This is a genomic window from Tenacibaculum aquaeponti, assembly GCF_057221555.1.
Genome location: NZ_CM170147.1, coordinates 2,931,187 through 2,945,626, shown reverse-complemented (window position 1 = coordinate 2,945,626; position 14,440 = coordinate 2,931,187). Strand labels below are relative to the sequence as shown.

16 protein-coding genes are annotated in these 14,440 nt (G+C 29.4%); 8 read left to right on the top strand and 8 right to left on the bottom strand.

Features of this window, described 5'->3' with window-relative positions:
• Positions 1–8: 8 nt before the first annotated feature.
• From AC2TEO_RS13355 to AC2TEO_RS13335, 5 genes are all read left to right on the top strand, one after another.
• Positions 9–1,739: a tetratricopeptide repeat-containing sensor histidine kinase gene (locus AC2TEO_RS13355; RefSeq protein ID WP_484730859.1), complete on the top strand. Its 1,731-nt coding sequence runs from the start codon at positions 9–11 to the stop codon at positions 1,737–1,739.
• Entirely contained in the window at positions 1,732–2,478 is a 747-nt protein-coding gene (locus AC2TEO_RS13350; protein ID WP_299617500.1) for a LytR/AlgR family response regulator transcription factor, read from the top strand. Before AC2TEO_RS13355 ends, AC2TEO_RS13350 begins: the two co-directional genes overlap by 8 nt.
• A gap of 231 nt (positions 2,479–2,709) precedes the next feature.
• The gene (locus AC2TEO_RS13345) at positions 2,710–3,180 is read left to right on the top strand and encodes a hypothetical protein (protein ID WP_442265306.1); all 471 of its coding nucleotides are present in this window, start codon (positions 2,710–2,712) and stop codon (positions 3,178–3,180) included.
• 43 nt (positions 3,181–3,223) lie between these two features.
• A complete protein-coding gene (locus AC2TEO_RS13340) occupies positions 3,224–3,631 on the top strand; it encodes a DUF1842 domain-containing protein (protein ID WP_442265305.1) in 408 nt (135 codons plus the stop codon).
• Positions 3,632–3,675: 44 nt separating this feature from the next.
• The gene (locus AC2TEO_RS13335) at positions 3,676–3,984 is read left to right on the top strand and encodes a hypothetical protein (protein WP_442265304.1); all 309 of its coding nucleotides are present in this window, start codon (positions 3,676–3,678) and stop codon (positions 3,982–3,984) included.
• Positions 3,985–4,054: 70 nt separating this feature from the next.
• On the opposite strand, the gene ade is transcribed toward AC2TEO_RS13335, so the two are convergent.
• From ade to AC2TEO_RS13320, 3 genes are all read right to left on the bottom strand, one after another.
• On the bottom strand, positions 4,055–5,677 hold the full coding sequence (ade, locus tag AC2TEO_RS13330; RefSeq protein ID WP_442265303.1) for an adenine deaminase: 1,623 nt from the start codon (positions 5,675–5,677) through the stop codon (positions 4,055–4,057).
• A gap of 145 nt (positions 5,678–5,822) precedes the next feature.
• A complete protein-coding gene (gene pckA / locus AC2TEO_RS13325; protein ID WP_442265302.1) occupies positions 5,823–7,433 on the bottom strand; it encodes a phosphoenolpyruvate carboxykinase (ATP) in 1,611 nt (536 codons plus the stop codon).
• Positions 7,434–7,527: 94 nt separating this feature from the next.
• The gene (locus AC2TEO_RS13320) at positions 7,528–7,902 is read right to left on the bottom strand and encodes a DUF423 domain-containing protein (protein WP_442265301.1); all 375 of its coding nucleotides are present in this window, start codon (positions 7,900–7,902) and stop codon (positions 7,528–7,530) included.
• Positions 7,903–7,980: 78 nt separating this feature from the next.
• Here AC2TEO_RS13320 and AC2TEO_RS13315 point away from each other — a divergent pair, with 78 nt between their 5' ends.
• Positions 7,981–9,351: a saccharopine dehydrogenase family protein gene (locus AC2TEO_RS13315; RefSeq protein WP_442265300.1), complete on the top strand. Its 1,371-nt coding sequence runs from the start codon at positions 7,981–7,983 to the stop codon at positions 9,349–9,351.
• Positions 9,352–9,416: 65 nt separating this feature from the next.
• Here the strand turns inward: AC2TEO_RS13315 and AC2TEO_RS13310 are convergent, their stop codons facing one another.
• The 5 genes from AC2TEO_RS13310 to AC2TEO_RS13290 form a co-directional block, all read right to left on the bottom strand.
• The gene (locus AC2TEO_RS13310) at positions 9,417–9,821 is read right to left on the bottom strand and encodes a hypothetical protein (RefSeq protein ID WP_442265299.1); all 405 of its coding nucleotides are present in this window, start codon (positions 9,819–9,821) and stop codon (positions 9,417–9,419) included.
• Between the two features lie 104 nt (positions 9,822–9,925).
• A complete protein-coding gene (locus tag AC2TEO_RS13305; protein WP_442265298.1) occupies positions 9,926–10,648 on the bottom strand; it encodes a tRNA1(Val) (adenine(37)-N6)-methyltransferase in 723 nt (240 codons plus the stop codon).
• The gene (locus tag AC2TEO_RS13300) at positions 10,648–10,779 is read right to left on the bottom strand and encodes a hypothetical protein (protein ID WP_442265297.1); all 132 of its coding nucleotides are present in this window, start codon (positions 10,777–10,779) and stop codon (positions 10,648–10,650) included. Before AC2TEO_RS13300 ends, AC2TEO_RS13305 begins: the two co-directional genes overlap by 1 nt.
• A gap of 297 nt (positions 10,780–11,076) precedes the next feature.
• The gene (mnmC2, locus tag AC2TEO_RS13295) at positions 11,077–11,730 is read right to left on the bottom strand and encodes a tRNA (5-methylaminomethyl-2-thiouridine)(34)-methyltransferase MnmC2 (protein WP_442265296.1); all 654 of its coding nucleotides are present in this window, start codon (positions 11,728–11,730) and stop codon (positions 11,077–11,079) included.
• A 2-nt stretch (positions 11,731–11,732) separates the two neighbouring features.
• Complete coding sequence (locus AC2TEO_RS13290; RefSeq protein ID WP_442265295.1) at positions 11,733–12,251, bottom strand: DUF4920 domain-containing protein; 519 nt, start codon at positions 12,249–12,251, stop codon at positions 11,733–11,735.
• A gap of 117 nt (positions 12,252–12,368) precedes the next feature.
• Between AC2TEO_RS13290 and AC2TEO_RS13285 the strand changes: the two genes are divergently transcribed.
• Entirely contained in the window at positions 12,369–13,433 is a 1,065-nt protein-coding gene (locus tag AC2TEO_RS13285) for a branched-chain amino acid aminotransferase (protein ID WP_442265294.1), read from the top strand.
• A gap of 80 nt (positions 13,434–13,513) precedes the next feature.
• Positions 13,514–14,431, top strand: a complete 918-nt coding sequence (locus AC2TEO_RS13280) for a TlpA family protein disulfide reductase (protein WP_442265293.1) — start codon at positions 13,514–13,516, stop codon at positions 14,429–14,431.
• Positions 14,432–14,440 lie beyond the last annotated feature (9 nt).

Sequence of the window (14,440 nt, the reverse complement as noted above, 5' to 3'; positions counted from 1 at the left end):
GTAGTTACATGAATTTTCAAATTAAATTAAGCCTACTATTTCTCTTTCATATTTTCTTAACTTATTCTCAAAACAAATACAAAGAAAAAATTGATAATGAGATTTTATTAATTAGTAATTCCCCAAAAAAAGATCTAGATTTTGAAAAGACTTTAAATTTTTTTATTAAAAAAAAATGGGACTCAGTTATAGTTTATTCTCAGAAAACTTTATCAAAAAACATAGATCCTCAAATAATTAACTACACTCGTTTTATGAGAGGGTTTAGTTTTAAAACGAAAAAAATCTTCTTAGAATCTAAAAAAGAATACCTGCTTATACCAAAAGATTTTAAATTATACCTTTTAACAAAAACTTATTTAGGAGAAATAGCTTTAGAACAAAAAAAATATAACGAAGCAATTGTTTTTTTTAATGAAGTATTAAACATAAAAGATGATGAAAGAGAGTTTATAAATAAAGAATCTCTTATCCACAATCTAGGAATTGCATATTTACATCTAAAAAAATACAGTAAAGCTGAACCTTATTTAATTCAGAGTCTACAATACCAAGAACAGAAAAAAGATACTTCAGAACTTGTAGGTTCGTATAGTGATATTGCAAATTTTTATTATGAGCAATATAAAGATGACATCGCAATTCCTTATTTTGAAAAAGCTTATTTATTAGCTAAGCAGACCAATGATTTTACATTAAAAAAAAATACTACTCAAAACATGTCTGTAGTTGAACAAAATCGTAAGGATTTTGAAAAGGCATTGATTTATAGAAAAGAAATGGAAATCTGGGTAGATTCTTTAAACAATCAAAATAGAATTTACGAGGTTGCTAAAAAAGAAAAAGAATTTGCTGTTGCAGCTAAACAACAAGAAGTAGATCTTTTACAAATAGAAAACAAATTAAAGGAAACACAACGAAATATCTTTTTAATCTCAGCTATTAGTTTACTAGCATTTTTAGGTGTTGGTGCTTATTTATTTAGAGAAAAAGTAAAAGCCAATAGAATTATTGCTCAACAAAAAGAAACCTTAGATGAATTAAATGCTACTAAAGACAAATTATTCTCAATTGTGAGTCATGATTTACGTTCTTCTGTAAATGCTTTAAAATGGAGCAATGCTGTTTTATTAGATAATTTACAGTCTAAAAACTTAGATGCTTTAGAGCATTTACTTCAAAAAAACAGTGGTATTGTAAACGGTGCCTATGGCTTATTAGACAATTTATTAAATTGGGCTTTACTTCAAACCGATGGCGGTTATTTTCACGTAGATACACATCGATTATTTATCATAGTAGAACACGTTGCTTATAATTACAAAGCCTTACTTTCAGAAAAAGCAATTCATTTTGAAAATACCGTTTCGAAAAAGGCTGTTGTAGCAATTGATCAAGAATCAATTAAAATTGTATTACGAAATTTAATTGATAATGCAATTAAGTTCTCAAAACCAAAAGGAGCGATAACTATTTATGCAGAAGAATCTGGTAATTTTTGGAATTTAATTGTGGAAGATACTGGTTTAGGAATGAGTGAAACCACTAGATTAGAATTACTAAAAGATTCTGCTTTACTTAATAAAAAAGAACATGAAGATGTTTTGGGAACCGGATTGGGTTTAAGTTTAGTGAAATCTATGATTCAAAAAAACAATGGAAAATTCAATATTGAGAGTATATTAGGAAAAGGTACGAAAATGATTGTATCTTTACCTAAAACTACTACTAATGGATAACATTAACGTACTAATTATTGAAGATACAGTTGAAGAAAGCAACAAGCTTGTAAAACTTTTAGAAGAAAATAATTATACTGTTAGTGGAATTGCAAGAACTTTTCAAGAAGCTCTAGCTTTATTTTATAAAGTGAAGGTTGATATTCTTATTGTAGACATTTTTTTAAACGGTGTTCCTGAAGGGATTACTTTTGCTGAAACCATTACTACTGTTCCGGAAGCTGCAAAACCGTTTGTGTTTCTAACAAGCTCAAAAGATCGACAAATTTTTGAGCGTGCAAAACTTACCAAACCTTATAGTTTTTTATTAAAACCTTTTAATGAACTAGAGGTTTTGTATGCTATTGAAATGGCAATTGAAAAATTTTACGATCAGTCTGATGTGTTTTTCACTGAAGAAGAAGATACTGTAATTAGTGGAGATAGTTTATTTATTAAAAAAGGAAAATCTTTAAAAAAAGTATTACTTACAGACATTATTTACATTGAAGTTGAAGAGAAATACTGCAATATAATTACTGAAAAAGAAAAATTCGTAATTCTTATTTCCCTTACTAAGATTTTAAAACTTTTAGACCCGAATTCTTTTTGTAGAACACACAGAAATTATATCGTAAATATTAATAAGATCGTTGAAATTGTTCCTTCGGATAATCTTATTGTATTACAAGGAAAACATCATGTTACGCTTAGCGAACGCTATAAAGACTTAATTAAAAAAGTCCGTACTCTTAAATAACATTTTTCTTTCTTTTTCTACTGAAGTGATTTAGCTATTTATAAAAATAGATTGCTTCATTCTTCATACTACTTATTTTTTTATTCCATTTTTTTCCTTTTACATGGAAAAGAAAACGTCCTTCATTCCATTTAAAGTCTGCAACCTATTTGTTCACAGTAATTTTACATCAGAAATAACACGCTAGCATATTTGTTTCATGTAATATTTACTAACCACAAAAAACTTATTATGGCTTCAAAAAACACATTTCAATTATCAGCTTTAAGTCAAAACGACCCAGGAGCTGCAGACGGATCAAAATTATACTGTGAAGTAACTTCAATTAGTAATGGAACATTAAGAACAGGATCATTTCCTATTAATGAAGAAGTAAAATTACCAATTCCTCCAGGAGAAGGAAAAGATGCTCCAGCTACACCAACTTGGTTTTTAGAAACTGAAGAAGGTAAAGATGCTAGTTTTGAAATTACAATCTTCTGTCCTACTGACATCAATTATCCAAAAACAACAATTGTAGTAAAAGAATCTGATGTAATCGGATGGGATACTCAACCTTTTGATGAAAGAGTTAATCAAATCTATCAAAAAGGTGAATACGGAATTATTGGTTTTGCTCAAAAAGGTCCAGAAGGATATATCTACACAATAACAGCAGGAATATTAAATCCAAGATTACACGGAAACTTAGCCGCTATTTAATACTCCTAAAATTTAATACTAACCAAACTTAAAATTTAAAATTATGGCAACTACAGCTTTAGCAACAAAAACAGTTTATTTCAAAGGATTAATGGGATTTGCTCCTAACCTTTTAGCAACAGTCGTTAATTTTTCATTATTAGTTCATTCCGATAAACACACTGTAAGTGGAACTGTAAAAATCAACGTAGGAACAGATAAAAAATCATACTCTGGTAAAGTAAGCGGAACAGTATATGCAACTGGTTTAAACGATATTGTAAGAGTAATTAGTTTACAAGGACATATTCCTTCTGAGAATAAATTAACTCCATTAGAATTTCCTTTTGAAGCAAATATGGCTTTAAAAGCAGATTGGAGTGGTGAAGGTGGGTTTTCTTTTCAAGGACAACATGATGAGAAAGTTCCTGTAAAAGGTTCGACTTTCAATTTAGATTCGGCTGCTGAATAAAATTTAGAATTTCAACAATTCAATAACAGTAAAAAATCAAAACAATGTCAAATAATGTACAAACAAACCTAATCAAAGGAACTAGCCATATAGAGAGACTTGAAATATCATATACTATTGACACTACTACTTACAACATAACAACTTCATTAAACTTTGATGGACTTGATTTAGGAAGTGGAACTATGACTCCTGAAAACCCAAACCAAACTATATGGAAAAATTTAGGAATTCAACAATTTAGCGGAGAGCTTAATGCTAACTTTGAAAATTCTACATTAGAATGTAAATTTGAAATTACCGAGTATGGTCAAGTTGTGTTTAAAGATACAAAAACCATAGCTACATGGTAACTCTTGTAAAAAAAAGTGTTTTTAAATTTAACAAATAAAGAGAGAGCTAACTTTAAAAAAGTGCTCTCTTTTATTTTATTTCCACAGAAGTATATTTAAAAGAATTACCATCAAATAACCCTTTATCAGAAAGTTTTAAAGATGGGATTACTAGTAATGCCATAAACGATAAAGTCATATAAGGCGCTCTTAGTTTACTTCCTAAATCTTTAGCCATTTGATCTAATTCAGCATAAGATTTCCCGATTTCTTCAGCAGACAAATCACTCATAATCCCAGCTACAGGAAGCGATACTATTTTTGCTTCAGTGTTTGAAACTGCACAAACTCCTCCTCTATTTTCGATAATTAAATTCACAGCTTTACAAATCGCTTCATCAGATACTCCTACAGCAATAATATTGTGAGAATCGTGTCCTACTGAACTTGCAATAGCACCTTCTTTTAGTCCGAAGTTTTTGATAAATGCAATAGCTGGTTCTGAGTTTTGATAACGATTTACAACCGTCATTTTCAAAACATCATTTTCTACATCTGAAACTAGATTTCCATTCTTGATTAAAGAATTCTCTTCAATTTCATTTGTTACTAATTCTCCATCTAAGGCTTCAATAACTCTTATTTTTTCTGAAGCTGAATGAAATTCGAAATCAGTGATTTGTTTTTTATCGGTATCGAAGTTATTTAAAACCTCAAAATCTACAGAAGTAATATTGGATTTTCCGTTTTCTGCTACTAATTCTCCATCAATGTAAGTTTGTAGCACTTTAAATTTTTCTAAGTTTTCAACCACAATAAAATCAGCTTCATCTCCTTCTTTTAATAAACCTACATCTAAATTATAATGAAATACCGGATTTATACAAGCAGCTTGTAAAACTTTAAACACATCAATTCCTTTCGCAACAGCTCTTTCACACAATTGATTGATATGACCTAATAATAAATCATCTGGGTGTTTATCATCTGAACAAAACATCATGTTTTCATAATGTTCTGGTAAAAGATCAATTAAAGCTTCAAAGTTTTTAGCCGCACTACCTTCACGAACAATTACTTTCATTCCTTTTTGTAGCTTTTCTAAAGCTTCATCATAAGTAAAACATTCGTGATCTGTATAAATTCCTGCGGAGATATATTTCGTTAAATCTTCACCTCTTAACCCTGGTGCATGACCATCAACCGGTTTATTATAATGCTTTGCCCATTCTATTTTTTTCATGACTTCTGCATCTTCATAAATTACTCCCGGGTAATTCATCATTTCAGCTAAATATTTAATATCAGGATTCTCTAAAAGTTTTTTAATATCACCAGAATCTATAACTGCTCCAGCACTTTCAAAAGAAGTTGCTGGCACACATGATGGCGCTCCAAAATTAAATTTCAAAGGAACTTTTTTCCCATTTTCAATCATAAAATCAACTCCTGTAACTCCTAAAACATTTGCAATTTCATGCGGATCTGAAACAGTTGCAATTGTTCCATGAGTTACTGCAATTTTTGCAAATTCAGAAGGTACTAACATTGAACTTTCAATATGAATGTGTGCATCTACAAAACCTGGTAAAATATAATTCTCTACATTATGATTACTTTCTGTTATCGATTTTATTTTACCTTCTTCAACTACAATTTCTCCTTTAAAAATCTTTTTATTTAAAATATCTACAATATTTCCTTGAATAACCATTTGATTGAATTTTAATATAAAAGTAAGTAATAATTATACGTTAATCATTACAATAATAAATGAGTTTTTCACTGTTTAAGATTATAAAATACAAAAGCGATTGTATTACTACAACCGCTTTTATATTTAACAACTACTAAATATGTTAGTAACCATAACGTTGAGGTCCTCCACGTCTGATTTCTTCATTAGCATATTCTTCAAACTTTTTGAAATTTTCTCTGAATGCATTCGATAATTTAAATGCAGTTTCATAATATAATTCATCATTATTCCAAGTTGCTCTTGGGCTTAGAATCTTATCTGGTACTCCAGGGCAAGTTCTAGGTTGAGCTACTCCAAATACTGAATGGATATGATAATCTTCGTAAGTATAATCTCCTAAATCACCATTTAACACAGCACTAATCATGGCTCTTGTATATTTTAAAGCAATTCTAGAACCAACTCCATACTGTCCACCAGACCATCCAGTGTTTACCAACCAAACATTTACATTTGCCTCAATCATTTTTTTACTTAACATTTCAGCATAACGAGTTGGATGTAATGGCATGAAAGGAGCTCCAAAACACGCTGAGAAACTTGGCATAGGTTCAGTAACCCCTGCTTCAGTTCCAGCAACTTTAGCTGTGTAACCAGAAATAAAGTGGTAAGCAGCTTGAGCTGGAGTTAATTTAGATATTGGAGGTAACACTCCAAATGCATCTGCAGTTAAGAAAAAGATATTCTTTGGATTCTTTCCTGTAGATGGTACTCTAATATTCTCAATATGATGAATCGGATAACTTACACGTGTGTTTTGTGTAATAGAGGTATCTCCAAAATCTACTTCCCCTTTATCGTTCATGATGATATTCTCAAGGATTGCTCCTTTTTTAATAGCTCCATAAATTTCAGGTTCTTTTTCTTGAGAAAGGTCTATTACTTTAGCATAACAACCTCCTTCAAAATTAAATACTGTATTTTCAGCAGTCCATCCATGTTCATCATCTCCGATTAAACTTCTGTTTGGATCTGTAGACAAAGTCGTTTTACCTGTTCCAGATAATCCGAAGAAAATTGCGGTATCGCCATCTTTACCAACATTTGCAGAACAATGCATAGGCAATGTGTTCTTATTTACTGGTAAAATAAAGTTTAATGCAGAGAAAATTCCTTTCTTTATTTCTCCAGTATAACCAGTCCCACCTATTAAAGCTACTTTTCTAGAAAAATTTAAAATTGCAAAATTATGTTGGCGAGTTCCATCAATAGCTGCATCAGCCATAAAACCTGGTGCATTTATTACAGTCCATTCAGGAGAAAAACCATTTAATTCCTCTTGACTAGGTCGTAAAAACATATTGTAAGCAAACATGTTACTCCATGGATACTCGTTTACAACTCGTATATTTAATTTATAATCTTCATCTGCACAAGCATAACTATCTCTAACAAAGATTTCTTTATCTGAAAGATATGTCGTTACTTTATCATATAGTTTATCAAATTTACTTGATTCAAAAGGAATATTGATATCTCCCCACCAAATTTCATCTTTAGTGATATCATCTTTAACTATAAATCTATCCATAGGAGATCTACCTGTAAATTCACCTGTATTTACAGCTAATGCCCCAAATACAGTTTCCTTTCCTTGTTCTTTTTCTATAGTTAAATTATGTAACTCCTCAGAAGTTAATTGATAACGAACATTATTGCTCTTGATACCAAGATACTCTAACGAAATCGTTTTCGTGTCAAGATTATTCATCTCTGTAATTTTAAGTTGTGTTTAATTTGTGACAAAAATAAACCTTTTTGTTTAAACAGGTTAGTCTATTTATTTTTTTATTGTTTTTTTAATTTTAGGCTGATTTCTTAAAAAATATTATACCTAAATAAAGCCAACCTAATATTAATATTAAACCTCCTAATGGAGTTATAAACCATATCTTTTTAGAAGAAATTTCTGCTAAGTAAATCGCATAAATTGAACCTGAAAAAAACAAAATTCCTAATAAAAATAAATAAGTCATAATTTTCTTTTCTTTTGATGAAAAAGTATGACTTAAATTAATTATAAGTAAAACTATTACATGATAAACTTGGTATCGTACTGCTGTTTCGAAACTTGCCATCTCTTCTGTATTCAACTTATTTTTTAATATATGAGCTCCAAAAGCGCCTAACACGACTGCTAATCCACCAATAATTGAAGTTAGTGTTAAATTTTTATACATATTTAGTATATTTGTTAAATTTCAAACTTTAAACAACTAAAAAACTTAGTTCTTTTTACAAAAGTACTGCATTATTTTATGAGAAAAATATTAATTATTGGAGCTGGAAGATCTAGTTCTTCTTTAATAAAATACTTATTAGACAAATCTAATTCTGAGAATTTACAAATAACGATTGGAGATATTTCTATTGAAAATGCTCAAAAGAAAATAAATAATCATCCTAATGGAAAAGCCATTACTTTGGATGTTTTTAATGAAGAACAACGTATAGCTGCAATTAAAGATTCAGATATTGTAATTTCAATGTTGCCTGCACACTTACATATAGAGGTAGCTAAAAATTGTTTAGAGTTTAAAAAACATATGGTTACTGCTTCATATATTTCCAAAGAAATGCAGGAACTAGATCAACAAGTTAAGGATAATGGATTAATTTTTATGAACGAAATTGGCTTAGATCCTGGAATAGATCATATGAGTGCTATGCAAGTAATTCATAAAATACGTGAAAAAGGAGCAAAAATGTTGCTTTTTGAGTCTTTTTGCGGTGGTTTAGTTGCTCCTGAAAGTGATGATAACTTATGGAATTATAAATTTACTTGGAATCCAAGAAATGTTGTTTTAGCTGGACAGGGAGGCGCTTCTATGTTTATTCAAGAAGGAACTTATAAATATATTCCTTACCATAAATTATTTAGAAGAACTGAATTTTTAACAATTAATGGAAGTGGAAAATTTGAAGCTTACGCTAATAGAGATTCTTTAAAGTATCGAAGTATTTACGGTTTAGAAAATATTCCAACCATGTACAGGGGTACAATTCGTAAAGTTGGTTTTTCTAGAGCTTGGAATAGTTTTGTGCAATTGGGTATGACGGACGACACATATACTATAGAAAATTCTGAACACATGAGTTACAGAGATTTTACAAACTTATTCTTAGCATACTCTCCTTCCGACTCTGTAGAATTAAAGTTTCGTTCATATTTAAAAATTGATCAAGATGATTTAATGTGGGCTAAATTTATAGAATTAGATCTTTTTAATCCTAACAAAAAAATTGGTTTAGTAAATGCTAGCCCTGCTCAAATTCTTCAAAAAATCTTAATGGATTCTTGGACTTTACAACCAGATGACAAAGACATGATAGTTATGCATCATAAATTTGGTTATGAAGATGAAAAAGGAAAGCATCAAATAGAAAGTAGTATGGTTATAAAAGGTGATGATCAAACTTACACAGCCATGGCTAAAACAGTAGGACTTCCTGTAGCTATTGCTACTTTACAGATATTAAACAAGAAAATTACAACCACAGGGGTTCAATTACCAATAAATAAAGAAGTGTATGAGCCTATTTTAAAGGAACTAGAAGACTATGGTGTAATTTTCATTGAAAAAGATGTACCTTATTTAGGATACAATCCAGAAAGTATAAGGGGGTAATATATACTCTCTTTGGTTTAAAAAAATTTCTTTTTAATTGTTATTAGGTTATTTAATTAAATAGCCTAATAACTTTTTTTATTAGAACTACAATCTTGTTCGAAATTTATCTTTACTCCTTCTTTTTGCAATTCAAAAAAGGTTTCTTTATTAATAATTATCTCCCATACTCCATTGTAATTAGCTAAGACATATCCTAAGTTTGATAATACAAATTTCCCTTCTATAAAAGCCCAATTTCCCTTATCTACCATTTCTTTATCACTGTTATAAACAACAACGTTATTATTAGAAAAATCAATAGATAAAATAAAATTTGCTCCCTGACTAAAAGGTGACCAAAAACATTCAGATAAATTAGCTTGCAAATTTACTGGAGTAGTTACTATAGTTGTATCTCCTGTATTTTGACAAGATGTTAAAAATAAGGCAACAGACACAAAAATAATGTATAAAAAGTTGCTATTCATTTTTTTTAAAAGAGGTTAAGTTTAATTTGAAAATAGTTTTATAATTATTAAACATTTTACCTCAAAAAAACCCTACCCTTTTTAAAAAACAGTATAATTTAGAGCTACATTTTTAAATAAAAATCTTTAGTTAGATCGATATAGGCATCAGTATACTGGTGTCTTTCTTTTTCTATAATTAATTCCTCTTCAATTACTTCTTTTTCTTCAAAAGAAAATGCAAGTAAACTTCTTTTTATTTCTGAAGTTTCATTTCCTTTAACACGACAAACTTTAGTATTAAAAAGATCATAATTAAGAGCTAGTTGAATAAACTTCTGTTCTTCTTCAAAAGGAATTATAACATTAAAAACTCCTGCTTGACTCAAAAGTTGGCTTACACCTTTTAATAAACTTTCAAACGATAATGCACTTTTTGTAAATCTAGCTTTATTTCTTGACTCATCTTCTGAATGATAATCTGTATTGTAAAAAGGTGGATTAGAAACAATTAGATCATAAGTTTCTTCATCTTCTTGCATTTCGTTAGCAAATTCCTGAAAAGATACATGGTAACAAAACAAACGATCTCCCCAATCTGAACGTTCAAAATTTTCTACAGATTGTTCATATGCTTCTTCTTCAATTTCGATAGCATCTATAGTCATTGCATCTGTTCTTTGTGCTAACATTAGCGCAATGACTCCTGTACCAGAGCCAACATCTAAAATTGAATCAGGATAGAAATTAATATCACTCCACGCACCTAATAAAACAGCATCTGTACCAATTTTCATAGCTGCTTTATCTTGATGAACTGTAAACTCTTTAAATTTGAATGGTTTCATTATAGAATTCGAGATAAGATTTTATCTGCATTAAAAAACAAGTATAATGCTAAAGCTAAAAGTATTACTAAAAACAATCCTCTTTTGGAATTTGTTCTTTTTCTATTACCAAATCGTTTTTGAAACTTCATTTTATCTTATTAAATCTTTAAAAATAATCTCCAATCTTTTCTTCTCTGGGAAGCTGCAAGATACTTTATTGTTTTATATTCTTTAATTGTTATTACTAACTTTTCTGCATGAAAATCATTCTATGATATTCGCGTCTTAAATTTAAAATATTAGTCAAACTATATTTTTTTGTATCAGAAATACATATGATTTTTAACCAAAAAATATTTTCAACTGAAAAGTAAAAAAAGAAAAATGAAACCATCACATAAAGAACTATTATCTTTATCTTTAATCTTGTGTTTATCTCAATAAAATTATTTCTTTATTGCTCTTAACATTTCTCTTTTCCCAGGAGGACCTGATAATCTTTCGACAGTAAAACCAACAGATTCCATAGCTCTTCTTACACTACCTTTTGCAGAATACGTTACTAAAACCCCTTCTTTTTTAGTTGCTTTATACATTTTTTCGAAAATAACTTCAGACCATAATTCAGGCTGAACTCTTGCTCCAAAAGCATCAAAGTAAACTAAATCGAAAGCATTTTCATCATCAATATCTTGAAAAAACTGTTCACGTTTCGTTAATAAAAAATCTGAATCTATTTCATTTTTAACTTCCCAAGCAAGCTCATGAATTAATTGAAATTTTTCAGTTCTTTTTTCTGCTTTCAGTTCTTTTACATAATTCAATTTATTCACCTCTTCTTTAGCTACAGGATAAGCTTCTACTCCAACATAATCGATTTTTGCTGTATGTTCTAAATAAGTAATAAAGCAATTTAACCCTGTACCAAAGCCAATCTCTAAAATAGAAATTGGCTTTGCTTTGAATAATTCTAATCCATTCTTTATAAACACATGATATGCTTCTTGAATAGCACCATGTTTTGAATGGTATTGTTCATTCCAATCAGGTAAATGGATAGTTGTAGAACCATCCGAAGTAATTATAATTTCTCTCTTCAAGTTTACTTTAATAATACACCATGAGCTAAGAATGCCATTTCTTGCTTAGGTTCTGTAATTTTTTCAATCTCTTCTTTAGATTTACCAGCATCTTCTGCATAATGACGTAATTCATCTACAGGTGTAATTTTCACAAAAGCTTTTCCTTCAACAATCACATCTTTACCTTGACTATCTAAAGGCATAAAAAATCCGTAATCTTTAAAACGCACCATAATCTCTTCATCTTGAGACAATGGTAATTTCATCCAACATCCTTTTTTAGTACACACTTCATTAATCTTAGAAGCAAACTTGATAGTTACTGTATCCCCTACTTTTAAATCTTGATATTTTTTTAAAGCTTCTTCTGAAGTTGAAGCTCCTTCTGCAGAAATTTTTTCACCAAATAAAGCATATTCACTTTTCTTCTTTTCAACAGTTACTTCTTTTTCAACTTCTTTAGAAGTTTCTTTTTTTTCTGTTTTACAAGATGTTAACAATAAAGTCGCGCTAAAAAAAGCAATAATTAAGTTTCTCATTTACAATAATTTGAACATAGTTTAATACAAAGATACAATTTTGAGTGTTTTTTCCTTCCTTGAATTAGAATTTAAGTGCGCTCTATTTTGTAATTTAGCGTATCTAAAAATTTATTTATGAGTTCATCATCAAACATTAAAATTACCCCAATACAAAATTCTAAAATTGATAGTGTAGATTTTAATAATTTATCTTTTGGTACTGTTTTTACTGATTACATGTTTGAATGTGAATATAAAGATGGAGAATGGCAAACTCCAGAAATAAAACCTTATGGTAATATTTCTGTTGCTCCATCTGCAAGAGTATTTCATTATGGGCAAGCTGTTTTTGAAGGTATGAAGGCATATAAAGATGAAAATGAAGATATTTTTCTTTTCAGACCAGAGGAAAACTTTAACCGTATAAATAAATCATCAAGTCGTTTAGCTATCCCAGAATTTCCGAAAGAGTATTTTATGGATGGTTTAACTCAGTTATTAAACTTAGAAAAAGATTGGATAAAAAAAGGAAAAGGAAATTCTATGTATATCCGTCCTTTTGTTATTGCTACACAGCCTGCTATTTCTGCTTCACCAGCTAGTGAATATAAATTTATGATTATACTCTCTCCTGCTCAAGCATATTATGCAGGTGAAGTTCGTGTTTTAATAGCTGAAGAATATAGTAGAGCTGCAGATGGTGGAGTTGGTTTTGCTAAAGCTGCTGGAAATTACGCAGCTCAATTTTACCCAACAAAACTAGCTCACGAAAAAGGGTTTCAACAAATTATTTGGACAGACGCTAACACTCATGAATATTTAGAAGAAGCAGGAACTATGAATGTTTTCTTTAGAATTAACGATAAACTAGTTACTGCACCTAATAATGATCGTATTTTAGATGGAATTACTCGTAAATCTGTAATTCAATTAGCTGAAGATAATAATATAGAAATTGAAGTACGAAGAGTTTCAGTAGCCGAAATTAAAGAAGCTGCAAAAAACAAAACTTTATTAGAAATTTTTGGAACTGGTACAGCAACAGTAATAAATCCAATTATTGGTTTTAGTCATAAAGGAGAATCTTTCGATTTACCTAAAATTGAAAATACTTACGCTTCATTTTTTAAAGAAAAACTAACAAATATTCAATATAATCTAGCTGAAGACCCACATAATTGGAGACTAAAAATTAGTTAACATCTGATTATTAAGTAACAATTTTTTAACATTCCCTTCGCTTTTCATATATTTGTTAAAAAGCATTAGGGGTTATTAGTATGAAAAATCTACTCATTACGATTGTTACCATAGCAGCTGGATTCGGCATTACTTATTATGTATTAGATAATGTTTTCATTCAGAAAGATGATACTTTAACATCTATTATTAACGATGACTCTATAAGTTCACTAGATGATAACAAAGAAATAGACGAAACTCCTTCTAATAATACAAGTACAGCTATTATAGATAACGAGATGTTTCCTCAAGATTTTAACAACAACCTTACTTCTGAAAAAAACTGGAAAGATTATTATAACGAAAATATTGATTTATCAAGTAATTTTATAGCGTTAAATTCTGAAGGAGAAGAAATAGATAAAGGTGATTTTTTATCTAACTTAACTTCCGGAGACTATGTACCTGTTAAACTTCTGTCAGGTGAAGAAATGTACCAACTTTATAGTTTAAACGACTCTCAAAAAGACATTTCTGAAATTATAAAAAACACTTCAGAAGTAATATATTCATACTATTCAAAAGAGGGAACTAAACTGCCTGAGTTTAATTTTACTGATTTAAATGGCACTAAATTTTCAAGCGAAAACACCAAAGGGAAAATTATAATTATGAAATGCTGGTACATGGACGACAATGCCAGCACAAAAGAATTTAAAGAGTTAAATAATTTATATGATGAATACGAAGCTTATGAAGATGTAATTTTTTTAAGCTTAGCCTTTGACACTCCAAGTAACCTTAAAAACTTTTTAATTAAAAACGAATTTAGATACCCTGTAATACCTAACCAAAGAGATTTTATTGAAAACAAAATGGAAATCTCTCACTTTCCTACACATTTAATTATCGACGAAGAAGGATATGTTGAGAAAATGGTTGGTAGTGTAACAGAACTTAAAGAAACCTTAAATAAAATGTCAGCTCCTGATATTAATGAAGAAATAAATCAATAATTTCTTTTA

What these genes read in the sequence shown, in the direction of transcription:
- AC2TEO_RS13355 (WP_484730859.1), top strand. Translation starts at nt 9, where the DNA reads ATGAATTTTCAAATTAAATTAAGCCTACTATTTCTCTTTCATATTTTC.
- AC2TEO_RS13350 (WP_299617500.1), top strand. Translation starts at nt 1,732, where the DNA reads ATGGATAACATTAACGTACTAATTATTGAAGATACAGTTGAAGAAAGC.
- AC2TEO_RS13345 (WP_442265306.1), top strand. Translation starts at nt 2,710, where the DNA reads ATGGCTTCAAAAAACACATTTCAATTATCAGCTTTAAGTCAAAACGAC.
- AC2TEO_RS13340 (WP_442265305.1), top strand. Translation starts at nt 3,224, where the DNA reads ATGGCAACTACAGCTTTAGCAACAAAAACAGTTTATTTCAAAGGATTA.
- AC2TEO_RS13335 (WP_442265304.1), top strand. Translation starts at nt 3,676, where the DNA reads ATGTCAAATAATGTACAAACAAACCTAATCAAAGGAACTAGCCATATA.
- ade (WP_442265303.1), bottom strand. Translation starts at nt 5,677, where the DNA reads ATGGTTATTCAAGGAAATATTGTAGATATTTTAAATAAAAAGATTTTT.
- pckA (WP_442265302.1), bottom strand. Translation starts at nt 7,433, where the DNA reads ATGAATAATCTTGACACGAAAACGATTTCGTTAGAGTATCTTGGTATC.
- AC2TEO_RS13320 (WP_442265301.1), bottom strand. Translation starts at nt 7,902, where the DNA reads ATGTATAAAAATTTAACACTAACTTCAATTATTGGTGGATTAGCAGTC.
- AC2TEO_RS13315 (WP_442265300.1), top strand. Translation starts at nt 7,981, where the DNA reads ATGAGAAAAATATTAATTATTGGAGCTGGAAGATCTAGTTCTTCTTTA.
- AC2TEO_RS13310 (WP_442265299.1), bottom strand. Translation starts at nt 9,821, where the DNA reads ATGAATAGCAACTTTTTATACATTATTTTTGTGTCTGTTGCCTTATTT.
- AC2TEO_RS13305 (WP_442265298.1), bottom strand. Translation starts at nt 10,648, where the DNA reads ATGAAACCATTCAAATTTAAAGAGTTTACAGTTCATCAAGATAAAGCA.
- AC2TEO_RS13300 (WP_442265297.1), bottom strand. Translation starts at nt 10,779, where the DNA reads ATGAAGTTTCAAAAACGATTTGGTAATAGAAAAAGAACAAATTCCAAA.
- AC2TEO_RS13290 (WP_442265295.1), bottom strand. Translation starts at nt 12,251, where the DNA reads ATGAGAAACTTAATTATTGCTTTTTTTAGCGCGACTTTATTGTTAACA.
- AC2TEO_RS13285 (WP_442265294.1), top strand. Translation starts at nt 12,369, where the DNA reads ATGAGTTCATCATCAAACATTAAAATTACCCCAATACAAAATTCTAAA.
- AC2TEO_RS13280 (WP_442265293.1), top strand. Translation starts at nt 13,514, where the DNA reads ATGAAAAATCTACTCATTACGATTGTTACCATAGCAGCTGGATTCGGC.